At 47.0% G+C, this 12,640-nt stretch carries 14 protein-coding genes; 5 read left to right on the plus strand and 9 right to left on the minus strand.

Annotation, left to right across the window (positions count from 1 at the left end; translation table 11 throughout):
* Positions 1-232: 232 nt before the first annotated feature.
* From ACXAFQ_RS19305 to ACXAFQ_RS19325, 5 genes are all read right to left on the minus strand, one after another.
* Positions 233-496, minus strand: coding sequence for a DUF7218 family protein (locus ACXAFQ_RS19305; RefSeq protein ID WP_474825014.1), 264 nt, complete (start codon positions 494-496; stop codon positions 233-235).
* Between the two features lie 158 nt (positions 497-654).
* Positions 655-1,185 (minus strand): lactoylglutathione lyase, encoded by a 531-nt coding sequence (gene gloA / locus ACXAFQ_RS19310; RefSeq protein WP_474825015.1) that lies wholly within the window; start codon positions 1,183-1,185, stop codon positions 655-657.
* A gap of 71 nt (positions 1,186-1,256) precedes the next feature.
* A complete protein-coding gene (locus ACXAFQ_RS19315) occupies positions 1,257-1,814 on the minus strand; it encodes a DUF4136 domain-containing protein (RefSeq protein ID WP_474825016.1) in 558 nt (185 codons plus the stop codon).
* A gap of 69 nt (positions 1,815-1,883) precedes the next feature.
* The gene (locus ACXAFQ_RS19320; protein WP_474825017.1) at positions 1,884-3,296 is read right to left on the minus strand and encodes an ATP-binding protein; all 1,413 of its coding nucleotides are present in this window, start codon (positions 3,294-3,296) and stop codon (positions 1,884-1,886) included.
* Position 3,297: 1 nt separating this feature from the next.
* Positions 3,298-3,999 (minus strand): response regulator, encoded by a 702-nt coding sequence (locus tag ACXAFQ_RS19325; protein ID WP_474825018.1) that lies wholly within the window; start codon positions 3,997-3,999, stop codon positions 3,298-3,300.
* Between the two features lie 151 nt (positions 4,000-4,150).
* Here ACXAFQ_RS19325 and ACXAFQ_RS19330 point away from each other — a divergent pair, with 151 nt between their 5' ends.
* From ACXAFQ_RS19330 to ACXAFQ_RS19350, 5 genes are all read left to right on the plus strand, one after another.
* Complete coding sequence (locus tag ACXAFQ_RS19330; RefSeq protein ID WP_474825019.1) at positions 4,151-4,573, plus strand: hypothetical protein; 423 nt, start codon at positions 4,151-4,153, stop codon at positions 4,571-4,573.
* A 156-nt stretch (positions 4,574-4,729) separates the two neighbouring features.
* Positions 4,730-6,919, plus strand: a complete 2,190-nt coding sequence (amt, locus tag ACXAFQ_RS19335) for an ammonium transporter (RefSeq protein WP_474825020.1) — start codon at positions 4,730-4,732, stop codon at positions 6,917-6,919.
* A 516-nt stretch (positions 6,920-7,435) separates the two neighbouring features.
* Complete coding sequence (gene nhaB / locus ACXAFQ_RS19340; protein ID WP_474825021.1) at positions 7,436-9,013, plus strand: sodium/proton antiporter NhaB; 1,578 nt, start codon at positions 7,436-7,438, stop codon at positions 9,011-9,013.
* 15 nt (positions 9,014-9,028) lie between these two features.
* Positions 9,029-9,550, plus strand: coding sequence for a disulfide bond formation protein DsbB (gene dsbB, locus ACXAFQ_RS19345; RefSeq protein ID WP_474825022.1), 522 nt, complete (start codon positions 9,029-9,031; stop codon positions 9,548-9,550).
* A complete protein-coding gene (locus ACXAFQ_RS19350) occupies positions 9,547-10,098 on the plus strand; it encodes a GNAT family N-acetyltransferase (protein ID WP_070125413.1) in 552 nt (183 codons plus the stop codon). Before dsbB ends, ACXAFQ_RS19350 begins: the two co-directional genes overlap by 4 nt.
* A gap of 73 nt (positions 10,099-10,171) precedes the next feature.
* Here ACXAFQ_RS19350 and ACXAFQ_RS19355 read toward each other — a convergent pair whose 3' ends face one another.
* Genes ACXAFQ_RS19355 through ACXAFQ_RS19370 form a run of 4 tightly spaced genes read right to left on the minus strand, consistent with a single transcriptional unit; the run spans position 10,172 to position 12,624 of the window.
* Positions 10,172-10,663, minus strand: coding sequence for a YcgN family cysteine cluster protein (locus ACXAFQ_RS19355; protein WP_474825023.1), 492 nt, complete (start codon positions 10,661-10,663; stop codon positions 10,172-10,174).
* Positions 10,663-11,325: a fumarylacetoacetate hydrolase family protein gene (locus ACXAFQ_RS19360; protein WP_474825024.1), complete on the minus strand. Its 663-nt coding sequence runs from the start codon at positions 11,323-11,325 to the stop codon at positions 10,663-10,665. Before ACXAFQ_RS19360 ends, ACXAFQ_RS19355 begins: the two co-directional genes overlap by 1 nt.
* Before the next feature lies 1 nt (position 11,326).
* The gene (locus tag ACXAFQ_RS19365) at positions 11,327-12,328 is read right to left on the minus strand and encodes a lytic murein transglycosylase (RefSeq protein WP_474825025.1); all 1,002 of its coding nucleotides are present in this window, start codon (positions 12,326-12,328) and stop codon (positions 11,327-11,329) included.
* Positions 12,328-12,624, minus strand: coding sequence for a YcgL domain-containing protein (locus ACXAFQ_RS19370; protein WP_474825026.1), 297 nt, complete (start codon positions 12,622-12,624; stop codon positions 12,328-12,330). Before ACXAFQ_RS19370 ends, ACXAFQ_RS19365 begins: the two co-directional genes overlap by 1 nt.
* Positions 12,625-12,640: the final 16 nt, after the last annotated feature.

Raw genomic sequence — 12,640 nt, forward strand, 5'->3', positions numbered from 1 at the left:
ATTATATAGATAGTGATATGCGGTGATTGCTATCTAAATTAGGAATAAGTACGAGGTAAGAACACTAATCCAACTCACTAATTAACAGTGAAATCATAAACTTGACGCTTAGATAATGAGAAGAGAAAGTACTCCAGCTTATCGAAAAAAACTTAACTTCCGCACCAACACCCTCTCTAAAAGGTCAAAAAACAACCAACCCAATAGAGCCGTAAGCCCTCTATTCTATTATTTAATGATCCCTCAACGCATCAATAAGCTCATCTTTCGACATGCTCGAACGCCCATCAATATCAATTTCCTGCGCACGCTCATAAAGTTCATCTTTGGTCCACTCTTCATATTTCTTGGCTTTACCGCCCTTCTCAGACGGATGCTGATTAGGATTCGCCTGCGCATTTGAAATCCGTGCGGCTTTTTCCTTGCTGTAGCCTTTGTCTCTTAATGCTTCGTAACGATCATCGTTTTTTATCTGATTACCGTGGTTAGTGGCCATTACCGTCTCCTCAAACTTGAACTTAAGAACGTTGAATTCAGATTTGTTACGCAAGATAAGCGGCGAAAGATTAGATAAATTAGAGGGGATTTATGACCTGCTCAAAGTGCTTGAGCAGGCAAAATGTAGGAAGAACGAATTGAAAATTTGAGGGTATCTTACTTTCCACTGGCAACCCGGTTGGCGTCAAAAATTTCAATACAATAGCCATCGGGATCTTTAATAAAAGCTATATTGTTCATCTTGCCGTCGGCTAAACGCTTCTGAAACGCTACACCGAGTTCTTCGAAACGAGCACATGCGCCTTCGAGATCGGGTACGTGAAAACCAATATGGCCGAAGCCCCGAGGTTCGCTATTTCCATTGTGGTACGTTTTATTCTCTGCGGTATCGCCCCAGTTGTGGGTGAGCTCTAACATGGCGGGACGTCCAAAAGTTTGCGCCGTGCGCTCAGCTTCATCGCTGCTGATATCAGAAAAGTCTTCTCCGTGCGTCAAAAAATACAAACTGAACGCCATGTCTGGAAAATCCAACTTTTTCAATAACGTCATGCCCATCACCCGAGTGTAAAAGTCCAGTGACCGTTCGGGATCAGCAATACGTAGCATGGTTTGGTTAAACACGAAGCCGTTCGTTGCCGGATCTTTCTGTTCACATAAACCGTCTGCTTTTTCGAAATGGCGAGTCATTCATTTACCTTTGTAATAACGAGTTGAATTAATAGAATTGGGGGCAAAATATGCCAACGCAACCTTTTTACTTACTGCGCTTTATTTGTTGCCGGATAAGGCTCGAGAAGCTCACGGACTAAATCTGACAGTGCACGCTGTACACTAATATTGTCGCTGGCATCCAGTTCTGCGCTACCGGCCGCACTATAGATAAAGCTGCCATTTTTTATGACATCAATTTGCAAGTTTTGATATTCAGAGACCTGCTCACCCACAGGCACACTGAAGATACTGCCCAGCGAAATACCGGTGGTACGGCCAAATACGCCGGTGCCCAATCCCAAGCTTACCGATTTACCATCTTGCTTTCGCGCTGTTGTCGGCAAAAATGCGACTTCTATGTCGGCATCAGCCTGACCAACTGGGCTTAAACCTTTACCCCGCATGATGGAAGAAATGGCGGATTCGAGTTGATTTTCAAGAGTGCCGTTAACGGAGTTCAACGGAGGCTTCACATAGAAGGTTTTGATGGCAGCAAAGTTTTGTTGCTCATCCATATTAATTTGGGGCTTATTAGAGGCACAGCCTGATAACAACATGAGAGACATAACGGCGAAGAGAAAAAATCGCACCGGCGCTGAAGACATAATCGCTTCCACCACTTAAAAGTATTGATGATATGAGTTAAACGAAGTGAGACCGGAAAAAGGATCGATTTAGTTCACTGCTGTTTGAAAACGCATTTCCACTTGCAACCCACCCTTGTCGGCTCGGCGGAACACGAGTTTACCGCTGTTCAGTCTCACTGCCTCTGCAGTAATGGCCAAACCGAGTCCAAGACCACCAGTCTCGCTGCTTCTCGCGCTATCTGTTCGATAGAATGCGTCGGTAAGTCGCGCTAAATCAGATTCCTCCACTCCGGGGCCGTCGTCATCGATCACAATGATGACTTCGTTATTCTCAAGAGCACAACGTAATGATACCGATGAAGCTGCATATTTGAACGCATTGCGCACCACATTCTCAATCGCGGTGATAAACGGCTCTTCATACACGGTAAGAGTGGCATCACATAACGTATGCTGCCACTGCATGTCCAGCCCTTCAGCTTCAAATGCCGCGTCTTCACAGAGCGCTTCGAGCAACGAGGAAACACTCAAGGTTACCACGCCCTGCTGAATCGCCCTCGCCTCCATGGTGGTTAGGTCGGATAGCCGCTGAATATGCAAATTAAGTAGTTCATTTTCCCGCTCAGCGCGCTCTAGCAGAGGGAATAATGCCGGATCTTCACATTTGCGGCGTACCAGCGCCAGGGTCATTTGCAGTCGGGTTAACGGCGTTCTGAGTTCGTGTGAGATATCGGCACTCTGACGTTTTTGATTTTGAATAAGGGCAGCAATTTTTGCTGTCATTTCATTAAACTGAGCAAAAAGCCGGGTGAAAGGCGCAGAAGATGCGTACTCACTGTCTTTACTGCTGGCGTTATCGAACTCAATACGATGAGACAATCCGCCATTCCCCACGGTCGAGAAGGCTGTGCCTAGCCGGTTTAACGGGCGAGCGATTGAGCGCACCAATAGCCAACTCATTACAGAAGTCACAAGCACAAAGATTGACGCCATTAACCACCAAGGCATTGCCTGAAAAATATCTTCTGGGCGTGGCCGTTCAGGACGCCATAAAATGAGCTTCCAATCGGGGCGAGAACTCAGTGTTGCGGGTCCGATCATGCGTGTCCATTCCATGTTGATGTCGCGAGGATGTTCACCGCGGGCAAATAACCAGAAACGTCGGCTATCAAAACGGCTCTTTAGCGAATCTCTTACTGGCGCACTGCTGGCAACGATCTCAAGCTCTTCATTAATGATAAACCATTGGAATGGCATTCTTTCATCCAGATCTCGATACCGTGATCGAATTGCCCGGCGGTTATCCCCTGTTTCTGCCACCACGGCATTCATTTTCTTCGCAAAATTTTCCAGCAGGTGGTTTTCACGGGAAGTGAGATGAGAGTTATCTGAAAGTTCCTGCATGATGTAAGCAGGGATGGCAATAGAAAGTAAGCACACCAGAATAGTCAGCCAAAACCAACTCAACACCTTAAGGTTAAAATTACGAATGGAGCGCATATCAGACGAAAATTCCGTAACCACGGCCGCGTTGGCTTTTTATATCCACCGAGGAGTTCACAGCATTGAGCTTTTTGCGCAGGTTACTGATGTGCGTATCAATACTGCGATCAAACGCTTGTAGCCTACGGCCAAGACAAGTTTCTGATAATACCTCTTTGCTGATAAGTTCGCCGGCTTTGCTTCCTAAATACTTGAGCAACGCATATTCGCTGCCCGTTAGCTCCAGCTCGCTACCATGACAACTGACTGACATTTTTTGTGTATCAATTTCAATGTCACCGACTTGAAGTAACATTTTTTTGTTTTCGCGCGCCGCCTCTGAGGATAATGAAAGCTTATCGCCGGTCCGTCGAATAATGGCCCGAATTCTTGCCAACAGTTCACGGTCGTTGAATGGTTTTGCCAGATAATCATCTGCGCCCAACTCCAAGCCAAGTACTTTATCTAAGTCATCACCTCTTGCCGTGAGCATAAGAACCGGCAACTCACTTTGCTGGCGTATGCCCTTGAGTACATCCAGTCCATTCATTTTCGGCAGCATTACATCTAACAGCACCAAGTCGATGTCGGTTTGGGTAAGCGCGGCCTGCAAACCAGCTTCACCATCGGCACAATGGACAACATCGTAGCCAGACATACTGAGAAACTCAGTAAGTAACTCGGCAAGACCTTTATCATCTTCAATTAATAGAATGCTCATTGGCGCCCTGTTTTTACTCTAACATGGCTAATAATGCCTGACTTTTCATATGTTCACATCAGATTTGCACTTCTTAACGTTTCGTGACATTCAGCGCGCTAGTATGAAGCTGTCCTCAATAAGAGGCTGAACAAATTTCCAGGAGAACATTATGAAACGTTCACTTAAAAAGATTGGTCTGGTCAGCATCGCAGCAGTGTTCATGGGCGCAAGCATCAATGGGCTAGCGCTAGCTGCAAATAGTGACGACGACAAAGCGGATCGTATGGAACAAACCATGCCGCCGATGATGCACAAGATGATGAAAGACATTGAGCTAACCGACGCGCAAAAACAAAAACTTGTGACACTTAAAGAGAAGCAAAAGGCGCTGCGCGACGAATTCTGGACGGTATTCACTGACGAACAGAAAACGGCCATGTTACAAAAAATGATGTCTCGTGAGCAAAGAGATATGCGCGGCGGTCCCCGTGGTGAAGGTCGTCATGACAAAGGTCCACGCGATAAAGGCGAGCGTAAGCGTTGGCGTGATGCGGCGCCAGAAGACACGCCAAAAACAGATGCAGAGCAGTAAGCTCAGCCCTCATTAAAAGTGAGATGAAACTAGCGGGTCACCTTGGGTGGCCCGTTTTTTTTTAAATTGCACGCTCATTTGCTCCAAATCGCACGCAGTTCATTTTTTGTTCTACACTAAAAAGAATTCTCCTTCTATAACCGGACAATTCTGAAAATGGATTTGGCACCTATCGATATCCTTTGGGTTCTTATTTCTGCTGGACTCGTGATGTTTATGCAAGCAGGTTTCACCATGTTGGAATCAGGCTTTGTACGAGCAAAAAACAGCTACAACGTCGCAATAAAAAATGTCAGTGATTTCATCGTAGCGGTCATTGCCTTCTGGTGCGTGGGTTATGCTCTCATGTTTGGCAGCGACGGGGGAACATTTGTGGCGTTTTCCGGCTTTATGGGCAGCGAAGTGACCACCCCTTCCACGATTGCGTTTTTTATTTTCCAGGCTACTTTCGCCGGAACGGCTGCCACCATCGTTGCCGGCGCGGTAGCAGAGCGAGCGAAATTCAATGCTTATCTTATTGTTACCATTGTGATAAGTGCCATTATTTACCCTGTGTCTGGTCATTGGGCGTGGGGCAGTATCGCCGGTGCAGAGCATGTAGGCTGGTTGGAAGCCCGTGGCTTTGTTGATTTCGCTGGCTCCACTGTTGTGCATTCAGTAGGCGCTTGGGTCGCCCTGGCAGGGGTTATTATACTTGGGGCACGAAAAGGCCGGTTCAACGAAAAAAAAGAACCGCAACCTATTGCCGGACACAATTTGCTTCTTTCCACCTTGGGTGTATTTATTTTGTTTTTTGGCTGGTTCGGTTTCAATGGCGGTAGTCAATTAGCAGCCGACGATGCTGTTCCTGGTATTATTCTCAATACCATGCTCTCTGCTGCCGGCGGTGGCCTTGCTTGTATTGTGATGGCGGCGGCCTTGGGTAAGGGTAAAATTGCCGTTGAAAAAACACTAAACGGGGTATTAGGAGGCCTGGTTAGCATAACCGCTGGCTGCGCGCTTATCTCACCGAATTATGCACTCATTGTGGGTGCGTTAGGTGGCATCATAGTTTATTTCGCCGAAGACTGGCTCATCTATCAATTTAAGCTCGATGATCCTGTTGGAGCCATTGCAGTTCATGGCTTTGGTGGCGTATGGGGCACACTGGCACTTGCATTCTTCGCCGATCCGTCAGTTTTGCCTGCAGGCAGTGCCCTCTCTCAAGCAGCAACGCAAGTCACCGGTATTGTCGCTTATTTTGTCTGGGCTTTCGGACTCGGATACCTGGTATTTTTCATTCTTAACAAACTTCACGATCTGCGTGTTTCAGGTGGTGATGAAGACTTAGGCCTGAATGTAGTAGAACATGGCGCCCGCACCGTGTGGCTAGATACAATGCAGACCATGGACAAAATCGTAAAAGAAAAGGATTTATCACTTCGTGCCCCAGTAGAATACGGCACTGAAGCAGGTGAAACCGCGCTGGCATTTAATCAGTTACTCGGCGATTTTGAACAAAGTATTCGCATGATGTCTGCCACGGCCAGCGACATTCTCTGCCATGTTGAAAAGGTAAAACCTGAAGTCGATCATGCGGAAACGACCAGTTCGGAACAAAAACACAGTACGACTTCTGTGAGTGCTATGACCAGCAGTATCCTGGAAAAAGCCAATCAAATTCATGAACTTGTCAATCAGGGGGTAGCAAACACCCGTAACAGTCATCAGCAAGCCTCTTCAAATATTACGCGAATTCAATCATTTATCGATGAGTTTCATACCCTACACAACGAACTAATGGCATCTAGCAAGAGTGCGCAAGCCTTGTCAGAACATATTGTATCAATCGGTAGCGTGGTTGAATTGATCCAATCAATTGCTGAGCAAACTAACCTGTTAGCGTTGAATGCAGCCATAGAATCCGCCCGTGCGGGCGAAAATGGCCGGGGGTTTGCGGTCGTTTCCGATGAAGTGCGAGAATTGGCAATGAAGACCCACGACGCGACTGAAAAAATTCAAATGGAAATTGAACAATTGCAACGAGAAAGTTTGAATAATGCTCAACAATTGTCCAGCTGCGCAACCATTGCCACACGCTCATCAGAAGATGCTAGCACTATGATTCACTCGTTTCGCCAGCTGGCGGAAGACATTGATGCGATAACCTTACTCAACCAAAAAATTGTTGAATCGACGCACTCGCAATTGGCATCGGTTGAAAATGCAGAGCAATTACTTCGCTCGATTTCTAATGGTAGTGATGAGAATCACCATCATTGCCTGGCGATAAAACAGGAAGCTGAGGCACTATCCAGGGCTGCGGTTACTTTTGGTAAGGTATCTGGTCAATATCGTTTTGCCTAACATCAACATGACTAAATTGAAAAGTTCACAAAGTGAGCGCGGACAACGATAAGTTAAGTGACGGTGTTACCCGCCCGCTTTGTAACACAACCCGTTACAAAAGTGAGAGCTGGCGGGGTCTACGCCCTTATTACGGCTACATTTTCGCCAGTAAATGAATTGTTATTAAATTTATCCGAATTTCTTTTTAATTTTACATATCTTGTAGGTAGCCTGTTCGTTAACCAATTGGCTTTATTATTTTTTTTGTAACTTATTGATGTTTAAATAATCTTACGTTTACTAGGTGCATTCGGGCCAACCCACCACCTTATTTGCTGCATTGCAGCACGTCGACATCGATATCTGGCCCGACTTTCTCAGGGTTAAAATTTGATGTAGAGTCAGATGTCAGATAAGTCACGGGTCACAAAAAACCACTAAAAACCATAACTTGTCTTTTAAAACGGCTACACTGAATAAATATCAATATAGGGCCAGGCACACCGCCAACTTGTTGTTAAAGGAAAATTAACTATGCAAACATCGCTACCAATGGCGCTTTATAAGAACTTTCTGGGGCATGCGCCGGACTGGTACAAAAAAACGATTGTAGCGTTTCTGATTATCAATCCCTTCCTTTTCATGGTGGATCCATACGCCGCGGGTTGGGTGCTGGTAATCCAGTTTATCTTCACACTGGCGATGGCGCTGAAATGCTATCCTTTGCAGCCGGGTGGTCTGTTGCTCATTGAAGCCATGTTTATCGGCATGACTTCGCCAGAACACATGATGCACGAAATCGAGGTAAATCTTGAGGTTCTGTTGCTGCTGGTGTTCATGGTAGCCGGTATTCACTTCATGAAAGACCTGCTGCTGTTTCTGTTTACCAAGCTGGTTATAAGAGTAAAAAACAAGCTGGTCTTATCGCTTTCTTTCATTATTGCTTCTGCTTTCTTATCGGCGTTCTTAGACGCGCTCACCGTGGTTGCGGTAATCATTGCGGTAGGTTTGGGCTTTTACACGATTTACCACAAAGTGGCATCGGGTAAAGAGTTCCATCACGACCACGATCACACCGACGACGGCAACGTGCAACTCGGTAGCGATGACCTTGAGAATTTCCGCGCATTTTTGCGTAACCTGATGATGCACTCGGCAGTAGGTACTGCACTCGGTGGTGTAATGACCATGGTAGGTGAACCGCAAAATCTGATCATTGCCGACAAAGCCAGTTGGGGCTTTGGCGAGTTCTTTGTTCGTATGTCTCCAATCACTGTTCCTGTGTTTATTTGTGGATTGCTCACAACCATATTTCTGGAGAAAGCAAAATTGTTCTCCTACGGCGCGAAGTTACCTGAAGCTGTACGTGACATTCTGGTGTCTTACGACAAGCACATGGACCAAGGCCGCACGAATCGCGACAAAGCGCGCCTGGCGGTACAAGCATTAATTGGTGTTTGGCTGGTTGTTGGGCTTGCCGGTCACTTTGCGTCTGTGGGTCTTATCGGCCTGTCGGTTATTGTTCTGGCTACCTCCGCCAGCGGCATCATTGAAGAACATGCACTGGGCAAAGCCTTCGAAGAAGCGTTGCCGTTTACTGCGTTACTTTGCGTATTCTTTGGTGTGGTTGCCGTTATTATCGACCAGGGCCTGTTCCAACCTGTTATCCACTGGGTACTGACATTCGAAGGCGAAATGCAACTCGTCATGTTCTACCTGGCCAATGGCGCACTGTCTATGGTGAGTGATAACGTATTCGTAGGCTCTGTATACATTACAGAAGTAATGGCTGCGCTTCAGGAAGGCCAAATCACCCGTGACGAGTTTGATCTGCTTGCGGTTGCTATTAACACCGGAACAAACCTGCCATCGGTTGCGACACCTAATGGTCAGGCGGCATTCCTGTTCCTGCTCACCTCTGCCATAGCCCCACTCCTTCGCCTGTCATATGGCAAGATGGTGGTGATGGCACTGCCTTATACTATTGTACTCACCTTGGTAGGACTGGCAGCCACCTATTTTGGATTGGCAGACTCGACCCAGTGGCTATATGATATGCACCTTATTGAGCATCATACTGCGTCACCGATGATGGGTGGCGAATCGCACTAAGGTCATTATCGGACAATGAAAGTCATTCAATGGATTAGCAGCCAGGCGGAGCACAAACCCGCCTGGCTGTTGTTGTTTCTCTCTGCCCTCGGGCTCTTTTCTACCGCGTTATATTTCCAGCATGTAAACGGCTTACAACCCTGTATTATGTGTATCTATCAGCGCACCGCTGTGATTAGTATTATGCTGTCGGCGTTGCTGGTGTTAATTGTGAACAACGGTGTAACCCGCATGCTGGCATTTGCTGGCTGGATCGTGGCCTCAGTATGGGGTTTCATGATTGCCCAAGAGCAATACGAAATCATCCATAGTTTTTCCCTTTTTTCCAGCTGCGGTATTGTGCCTAACTTCCCGGAATTTATGCCTCTGCACGAATGGCTACCGCTTATTTTTGAAGCGAAAGGCGATTGTCTTGATGATGGCTGGCGTTTGTTCGGTTTGGGCATGCCTGAATGGATGATGGTGATCTTCGGTGTTTACACCACCGTATTCGTAATCGTGTTTGGCAGCCGTATTCTGGACAAGAAACCCTTTTGATCGACTTATCTACCCTCCCTTCCCGGCTTCCTGCTATCGCTACCACTGCCAGCCCAATCAGTATTGAGAGGATCAGTGAAAAGCATGCTGAGATGCTTTGTGAAGCCGCACAGTTATCTATTAACCACGTACGTCCGTGGATGGGTACTGCGCTGTGCCCGGTTACCCTACCGCAGGCCCGTCAGTGCATCGCGACGTTAAAAGCGCAACGCGATAGTGGCTATGGCATTACCTACCTGCTTGTGATGGACGGAAAGTGTCTTGGCATGGGCTTTATTAACTATATTCACCCGCTGCATGGCAATGCTAACCTTGGCTTCTGGATCCGCCCTGAGGCGTGCGGACAAGGCGTTGCGGTGCAATTAAGTCAGGCACTGAAAAAGCTGGCATTTACTCAAATGAACCTGCACAGACTGGAACTTCTGATCGAACCCAACAACAAGGCAAGCCTTCGGGTGGCAGAAAAGTTGGGGGCAGAAAAAGAGGGTTTTTTACGCAAACGGGTGAGCGGAAGAAATGCACTGCTTTATGCAGTCACAACGGAATAACATGATTGAATTAAGCGAGCAGTTAAACAAACTGCTCGCTATTGCTCTGCCTCGTAAGAAGCCAGCGCTGTGATTAATCGATATCTTTTAATGGCCAGCTGGCGATGTAATCTTCGAAGGCATCCAAATCGACATCGGTTTCAAACACCGTTTTACCTCTTACCGACATCCCTTGTTGATGCATCTTAGCTTTCTTGCCTTTATGCAGCAACGGATGCCAGGACGGCAAACCACGTCCTTCATGCAGGCGACGATAAGCACAGCTTGGCGGCATAAAGAAGATGTCTTTCAGGTTCGCTTTCGTTAGCTTTACACAATCAGGCACCAACTTAGTTCGCTCGGCATAGCGGGTACAGGCACAGGTTTTGGTGTTCAACAGTGAGCACGCGATATTGGTGTAATGAATTTCCTCGCCTTCACTGATAACGTCTGTTGGGGCAGCTTCTTCGGCCTCATCGTCCTCAATGAACTTGTGCAAACAACACTTTGCGCAGCCGTCACATAACGATTCCCACTCGCTATTACTCATTTCTTCTAGCGATTTGGTTTCCCAGAAACGTTCCATTACGCTTCCACCCGGCTTGTAACCATTAAGCCACCCTCAAGAATAGCTTCAATGTTGTCACCGGCCACTAAAGGACCCACGCCTTTTGGCGTACCAGTGAGAACCACATCGCCCGGTGTCAGCGTAAATACACGCGACATTTCGGCAATGAGCGCTAATAAAGGTCGAATCATCTTAGCGGTATGCCCCTGCTGCTTCATCTCACCATTAATATGAAGGGTAAAATGAATATCGGTAGGATCAGAAAACGTAGACGCCGGAACAAAGCCTGATAATGGACAGCTACCATCGAACGCTTTTGCACGTTCCCACGGGTAACCCTGCGACTTGAGTTTACTCTGTACGTCTCTCAAGGTGAGATCCAACGCCAAACCGTAACCTTCAATTGCACCCAACACGTCCTCTTCAGACGCATTCTTCAGCGGTTTATTCAACAAAACCGCGAGTTCCAGTTCATTGTGACATTCGCCTAAATTGTCAGGAATCGTTACCGGCTGCGACATATCGCACAGTGCGGGAGCCGGCTTCATGAAAAACAACGCTTCATCGGGAACAGCATTGTTTAATTCTGCAATGTGGTCGTGATAATTACGGCCTATACATACCGCACGAGTAACGGGCAAATCAATGACTTGTCCATCTGAAGTTTTATGCTGGTACATGCTATTGCCCTTTTTTAATGCGATCGGCAAGATAACTCACAGAAATGCCGAAATAGGAAGACCGGTTCCACTTCATCAGTGTATGGAAGTTATTGTAAACCAGATATAGTCGCCCATCGATGCCATCAGGCATAATTAACGACGCGTTAATATCGACATCCGGTAAATTGGATAGGTCAAACTTACGCACACCACGTTGTTGCCATGTTGCAAGAGGGACAAAATCCGCTTTGCCTAAGCCAGCATTTTCACCCTTATAGCCATCAACAAATTTCACCTGACGCCCCCAGGTGTAATCGTCATTCCACCCTTCGCTAGACAAGAAATTGGCAATCGACGCAAACACGTCCGCTGGGGTTTGCCAGATATCTTTTCGGCCATCGCCGTCATAGTCCACAGCATAAGTTAGAAACGATGTGGGCATGAATTGGCTTTGTCCCATTGCGCCAGCCCACGAGCCTTTTAAATCATCAACGTGAATGTGACCATCCTGAATAATTTCTAATGCGGCATAAAACTGCTTTTTGAAGAGGGTTTCTCGGCGGCCTTCATAAGCCAACGACAACAGAGCGGAAAACACCGGATAGCTACCCTGTATTTTGCCGAAGTTAGACTCGTTCCCCCACAGAGCTAAGATAAAGCGCGGCTGTACACCATATTGCTTACCGATTTCATCCAGTAACGCTTTGTGCTGGTTATACAAATCCAGTGCTTGCTTCACTTTCCAGTCTGGTACCCGGGTGGCCAGGTAATCATCCAGGGTAATTTTCTTTTCTGGTTGATTTTTGTCTGCTTTCACCACCGTGGGTCTGAACGTTGCGGTGGTCAGCGCACTGTCGACCAACGCGGCGTCAAAGCCTTTATTTACGGCTTCTGTTTTGATGTCGTCTAAATAAGCATTGAAACCCGCTTCTGTTTTTTCTTCGGCGTGCACGCTGGGTATGGCTAGCGAGAGCATTATACCTGCCACCATAAGGCAGCGTTTAGTCTGATTGAAAAACATTAGCGCTTGTTATCCACATTGGGGGCTAACCCCTGCTCTACGCGATGGGTCGCAAGCATGTCCTCTTCCTTTGGCGGCATTTGTAGATAAAAGCCTTTATCCTTTAACGCGGCTTCGAGATCGGCTTTGCTCACACCGGCTAATTGAGGCCGTTTATCAAGGGGGATGAGCATCACTAATTCAGGCGTGCCGAATTTTTGCATTAGAATTTCTGGCACGTCGTCAAAGGCATTGTTGCCCGGCACATACAAATACATGCCTTCTTTGCGACGAGTTTTATACACTGCACACAACATAAGATTTCCTGGGTTT

The sequence above is a fragment of the Alteromonas sp. ABH2_165 genome (assembly GCF_056159945.1).

Coding starts and splice junctions, on each gene's coding strand:
- ACXAFQ_RS19305 (WP_474825014.1), bottom strand. CDS start 496: ATGGCCACTAACCACGGTAATCAGATAAAAAACGATGATCGTTACGAA.
- gloA (WP_474825015.1), bottom strand. CDS start 1,185: ATGACTCGCCATTTCGAAAAAGCAGACGGTTTATGTGAACAGAAAGAT.
- ACXAFQ_RS19315 (WP_474825016.1), bottom strand. CDS start 1,814: ATGTCTTCAGCGCCGGTGCGATTTTTTCTCTTCGCCGTTATGTCTCTC.
- ACXAFQ_RS19320 (WP_474825017.1), bottom strand. CDS start 3,296: ATGCGCTCCATTCGTAATTTTAACCTTAAGGTGTTGAGTTGGTTTTGG.
- ACXAFQ_RS19325 (WP_474825018.1), bottom strand. CDS start 3,999: ATGAGCATTCTATTAATTGAAGATGATAAAGGTCTTGCCGAGTTACTT.
- ACXAFQ_RS19330 (WP_474825019.1), top strand. CDS start 4,151: ATGAAACGTTCACTTAAAAAGATTGGTCTGGTCAGCATCGCAGCAGTG.
- amt (WP_474825020.1), top strand. CDS start 4,730: ATGGATTTGGCACCTATCGATATCCTTTGGGTTCTTATTTCTGCTGGA.
- nhaB (WP_474825021.1), top strand. CDS start 7,436: ATGCAAACATCGCTACCAATGGCGCTTTATAAGAACTTTCTGGGGCAT.
- dsbB (WP_474825022.1), top strand. CDS start 9,029: ATGAAAGTCATTCAATGGATTAGCAGCCAGGCGGAGCACAAACCCGCC.
- ACXAFQ_RS19355 (WP_474825023.1), bottom strand. CDS start 10,663: ATGGAACGTTTCTGGGAAACCAAATCGCTAGAAGAAATGAGTAATAGC.
- ACXAFQ_RS19360 (WP_474825024.1), bottom strand. CDS start 11,325: ATGTACCAGCATAAAACTTCAGATGGACAAGTCATTGATTTGCCCGTT.
- ACXAFQ_RS19365 (WP_474825025.1), bottom strand. CDS start 12,328: ATGTTTTTCAATCAGACTAAACGCTGCCTTATGGTGGCAGGTATAATG.
- ACXAFQ_RS19370 (WP_474825026.1), bottom strand. CDS start 12,624: ATGTTGTGTGCAGTGTATAAAACTCGTCGCAAAGAAGGCATGTATTTG.